At 51.8% G+C, this 4,803-nt stretch carries 4 protein-coding genes and 1 other RNA gene; 2 read left to right on the forward strand and 3 right to left on the reverse strand.

Annotated elements, in window-relative coordinates; all coding sequences use genetic code 11:
• Nucleotides 1-195 (reverse strand): AMMECR1 domain-containing protein (locus CW742_RS07315; protein WP_292418514.1); only part of this gene is annotated, 195 nt, incomplete at its 3' end.
• 139 nt (nucleotides 196-334) lie between these two features.
• Between CW742_RS07315 and rnpB the strand changes: the two genes are divergently transcribed.
• Together rnpB and CW742_RS07325 are read left to right on the forward strand one after the other, a co-directional pair.
• Nucleotides 335-673, forward strand: an RNA gene (rnpB, locus tag CW742_RS07320) — RNase P RNA component.
• 132 nt (nucleotides 674-805) lie between these two features.
• Complete coding sequence (locus tag CW742_RS07325; RefSeq protein ID WP_292418516.1) at nucleotides 806-1,867, forward strand: hypothetical protein; 1,062 nt, start codon at nucleotides 806-808, stop codon at nucleotides 1,865-1,867.
• A gap of 12 nt (nucleotides 1,868-1,879) precedes the next feature.
• Here the strand turns inward: CW742_RS07325 and CW742_RS07330 are convergent, their stop codons facing one another.
• Entirely contained in the window at nucleotides 1,880-3,304 is a 1,425-nt protein-coding gene (locus tag CW742_RS07330; protein WP_342764865.1) for an aldehyde dehydrogenase family protein, read from the reverse strand.
• A 149-nt stretch (nucleotides 3,305-3,453) separates the two neighbouring features.
• The gene (locus CW742_RS07335; RefSeq protein ID WP_292418521.1) at nucleotides 3,454-4,683 is read right to left on the reverse strand and encodes an NADP-dependent malic enzyme; all 1,230 of its coding nucleotides are present in this window, start codon (nucleotides 4,681-4,683) and stop codon (nucleotides 3,454-3,456) included.
• Between the last annotated feature and the right edge of the window lie 120 nt (nucleotides 4,684-4,803).

Raw genomic sequence — 4,803 nt, forward strand, 5'->3', positions numbered from 1 at the left:
CATCATGGGATAGGGGAGACCAATGCAGCCGCGAAGTTGTCCGTTTTTGGTCAGCGTAACAAAGACGCCACGTTTTTCCCGGAATATTGAAGTGAGGTTCAGTGCCGGCTTAGGCTTGTTCGCACAAACATATTCTACGGCGCCGCGTGCAGAGCGGATTGCCATGAGCCCCTCCTCATCAGTGAGCAGTTCCATAGATGGTTTCATCTCCCGTGTGACAGTCTGGTGTTAATCCTGTATACCAATGTATCGGATGGTGTGTGACATGCTGGAACCATGCCCCAACAGGATATCCGGCATCGACCTTATTATCCTGCACAGCCAACAGAATAACGAGAGGGAGAGAGCGGCTGACGGTGACAGAAATGTTGCTGAGGAAAGTCCCCCCACCCACCGGGCACGCAGCCGTACGCAAGTACGGGTGGCGAGAGTCACGGTAATGGCACAGAAACGACACGGCCTGCCATCAGTTATGATGCGGTTGAGCCTTACGGCGAGAAGCATGGTATCCATGCGAGTAACCCGCTGAGCGTTCACGGGCAGGAAACGATGAAACGGCGAACCCCTGCGGGTGCAAGTCAGAACAGGACAAATGGATAGTCCGGTATCCGTCCGGGTATGACGCAATAGCTGAATGCCGCTTTGAACAAAAGGAGGCTTACTCCTCCCACTCACTTTTACCCTTGGGATATTTTACAGGAAATCATGGAACTGAAGCTCACTATTCCCGGATCATAACGTCCTGCCGATACCTGCAACAGGATATTAAACCGGAATTCCCAGAGTACGGTACGAGGATTTCAGTATGAGTATCCTGGATACCCCCGGTTGGTCTTTCACCCGACTTTCATTTACCGTTCTCGTTCTTGCTCTGATCATCCTGCCCGCAACAGCAGTTACCCTGACGCCCGGTGCATCTTCCGGTTCTCCTACTATCTCGAGCGGAGATCCTGTCTATGTTAACGGTGTTGCGACCGGTCACCCGCAAAATGGCCTCCAGGTCTGGCTTATCGGCAATAACATGGTTCGAATTTCCACAGTTCAGGTCAAGAGCGACAATACCTATAGTTATGAAATCACCTCAGCGGAAACACAGAACTTTGCTCCCGGGCAGTACCTGGTCATTGTCCAGCACCCCATGATGAACGGGCAGTTTGATATTACATACTCCGCAACAACAGGACAGGTGATCAACCGCCAGATGCAGGCAAGCGGGGGGAGCGGCAGCGGCACAGCAATCTTCCAGCTGACCCGCGCCGGCAGCCTCCAGAGTCCGGATGCGGCATCAGCACTTATGCAGGCAATCAGCAGCCAGAATGTCGACGATACTTTTGCCACCACATCGTTCATCATCAATCCGCCGAATGCAATTGTCAACCCGGTCGGCGATCACGTTGTAGGAGATAAATTCATAATCACCGGTACGACAAACCTTGCAGTCGGAAACAAACTCCAGATTGATGTCTATTCCTCCTCATTTTCCCCTACAAAAAAGAGCCAGTCCGGAGCATATTCCGGAGCAAGCGGTGTAGTGGAAGTGACTGCAGGAACCAATGGAAAAAATCAGTGGTCTTTTGCCATTGACTCATCAACATTCAGGCCGGACGAATATATCATTACGGTCGAGGGGATCGTGCAGGACGTAAAAGGTTCAGCAACATTCAATATTCATACAACAACCCCGGCGCCTGCAACAACGGCAGTCCCGGTCACACGGTCTGTGGTGGAGACAGATACTGCCACTCCTATTGCCTCAACCATGCCCGTACAGGGTGTTCTTCCTGCGACAACTCATGCGGATTTGCCAATGTGGTCAATCCTTACCGGTCTCGTTGCCGGAATAGTGCTCTTCTTCATACGGAGATAGCGCTGGTAACCCCTACCACCCGAGCATGAGGGTCTTCGTGCGGGAGTAACTCTCCAGTGCATGGAGACCATTTTCTCTTCCCAGTCCACTCTCGTTCATCCCGCCAAACGGGATCTCCGGAGGAACTGTGAGATGCCGGTTCACCCAGATGATGCCGGCGTGGATATCGTCGAATGCGCGTTTTGCGGTATGGAGATCGGTCGTCCAGATCGATGCCCCAAGACCATACGATGACCGGTTTGCTTCTGTTATGGCAGTCTCCAGATCGGGAACCGGCATGACAGGCAGGACCGGTCCAAATACTTCGCTGGTTAAAAGCGCACTGCTCTTCACCACATCGGTAACTACCGTTGGTCTGTAGAAAAATCCCCGTGAATACTCAGCTCCTTCCGGTCTGGATCCCCCGGTAAGAATAGTCCCCTCCCCCTTTCCATGAACGCTTTCAACGAGTTTTTCGATACGCTCGCGCTGGATGGCGCTGTTGAGCGGACCCATATCCGTTCCGGTATCGAGGCCATTCCCCAATTTGAGCGCACCTGTCTTTTGTTTGAGTTTTCGTGAAAATTCCGTTGCAATGGATTCATGGACAAAGAGACGTTTTACTGCAGTACAGGTCTGGCCCGCATTGTAGAATCTCCCCCTGATTGCACCGTCAACAGCTGAATCGATATCCGCATCAGGCATGATAATCATCGGGTCGGAGCCCCCGAGTTCGAGCGTGAGTTCCTTGAGACTTCCGGCAGCACGTTGGCGGATCCGCTGCCCTGTTGCACAGTTTCCTGTGAATGAGAGTTTTTTTATTTCCCGGTGTTCTGCCATTGCTTCGCCAACAATCTCTCCCGCCCCAGTTATGGTATTCAGGGTTCCGGGAGGCATTCCTGCCTCATCAAGGATCTGTGTAAGCCGGAGCGTGGTAAGGGGTGTCGAGGATGCAGGTTTCAGGACCAGGGTGTTGCCTGCCAGGAGGGCGGGCCCGACTTTCCAGCCCATAATAATGACAGGCATGTTCCAGGGAATGATGGCACCACAGATTCCCAGTGGTTCGCGAGTTACCAGGGCATCTCCGGTTGCCCCGAGACGCACCAGTTCTCCGTTCTGTACTGCAGAGATCCCGGCATAAAACTCCAGGATATTGGCATATCCCCGGATCTCATCAATGGATTCCCGGAGGGGTTTTCCCTGTTCTGTAGTTAACAGTTGTGCAAGATCCTTATGCTGTTCCCGCACAATCCCGGCAGCACGAAAGAGGATCGTTCCCCGTTCGCGTTGAGTTTTTTTCTTCCATATGGGAAATGCCGCATCCGCAGCAGCCACTGCACGTTCAACATCATTCTTTCTCCCTGCCGGCACATGATCGATTTCGTCTCCGGTGGCCGGATTAATCACCGGTATCCAGCTGTCATCATCAGGTTCTGCATCGGTTCCGCCAATCCGCATCAGCATCAGTTATCGCATCCCTTCAGGGACATCTGCAGTCCCGCAATACTGGTTTACTTTGCAACTTTGCCCTAAAAACCCATTCCATCCTGGTGAACAGTATACGCACAATTGAGGTAGTAGCAGTGTCCGGCAATAAACAAAGATTGTTATTGCCGGGATGGTGGTATGGAACGACTGCACCCGGACATGACTGATGCGTCAGCTACCGCTTTGGCTACCCGTTTGGTTACACTCTTGTCAAGGATGCTGGGCAGGATATGCTCCGGGCGCGGTTTTGACACACAACCGGCAATGGCATGTGCGGCTGCGATCTTCATTTCATCAGTTATCCGGGTTGCCCTCGCATCCAGCGCGCCCCGGAAGATCCCGGGGAAGGCCAGTACATTATTGATCTGGTTGGGAAAGTCGCTCCGCCCGGTGCCGACAACTGCAGCGCCAGCTTCTTTTGCAGTATCCGGCATAATTTCCGGAACCGGATTTGCCATAGCGAAGACAATAGGATCCTTATTCATCAATCGGATCATCTCCGGCGTCACAAGATTCGGAGCAGAAACACCGATAAACACATCTGCTCCGCACAAGGCATCGGCAAGTGTCCCAGCGAGGGCAATCCGATTGGTCTCCTCAGATATAATGAATTTGTACTTGTTCTGGTAGAGTCCTGCCCTACCCCGGAATATCGTTCCCTGTGTGTCACAGACAATAATCTCGTTGACCCGGGTACAGACATCCGGGCTGTAACCGATGCACTTCAACATTCTCGTGATGGCATAGCCGGCAGCACCGGCACCGTTAATGACGATATTGAGATCGCTGTATTTCTTTCCTGTTACTTTACAGGCATTGATGAGGGCTGCAAGAACGACAACGGCAGTGCCGTGCTGGTCATCGTGCATAACCGGAATCCCAATATCCTGGAGGGCATCTTCAACCTCAAAACATTTCGGCGCGGCAATATCCTCAAGGTTGATGCCGCCAAAGACCGGTGCGATATTCTTTACCTTGTCAACAAAATCCGTTTCGTAACTTTCAAAGCAGATAGGAAATGCATCCACATTGGCAAATTCTTTGAACAGGATTGCTTTTCCTTCCATCACCGGTATTGCTGCATATCCTCCGATATTTCCCAGCCCGAGGACTGCTGAACCATCCGTAACAATGGCGATGGTATTTGCCTTCAGGGTATATTCGTACGCATTGTCCCGGTTTCTGATAATTTCACGGCTTACTTCAGCAACTCCCGGTGTGTAAGCAAGGGAAAGGTCATGCCGTGTTTTTAAGAAGACCTTCGGCCGGATCGCAAGTTTCCCACGGTGTTTTTCATGAAGAACAAGGGCTTCCCGGTACAGGGAATCGCTACCGGGCGAGAAGGACATACGGTAATCTCACTATACGTGAAAATGATGGCCTTGGTCATGAATGTAATGGTCGATAAGGAATTATTCCCTAATATGCCACGCGGCAATTATTCTCTGAATGTCAATACTATGTCCCGA

Origin of the sequence: Methanoregula sp. (assembly GCF_002835825.1) — an archaeon.
GTDB lineage: Archaea > Halobacteriota > Methanomicrobia > Methanomicrobiales > Methanospirillaceae > Methanoregula.

Coding starts and splice junctions, on each gene's coding strand:
- CW742_RS07325 (WP_292418516.1), top strand. CDS start 806: ATGAGTATCCTGGATACCCCCGGTTGGTCTTTCACCCGACTTTCATTT.
- CW742_RS07335 (WP_292418521.1), bottom strand. CDS start 4,683: ATGTCCTTCTCGCCCGGTAGCGATTCCCTGTACCGGGAAGCCCTTGTT.
- CW742_RS07330 (WP_342764865.1), bottom strand. CDS start 3,304: ATGCGGATTGGCGGAACCGATGCAGAACCTGATGATGACAGCTGGATA.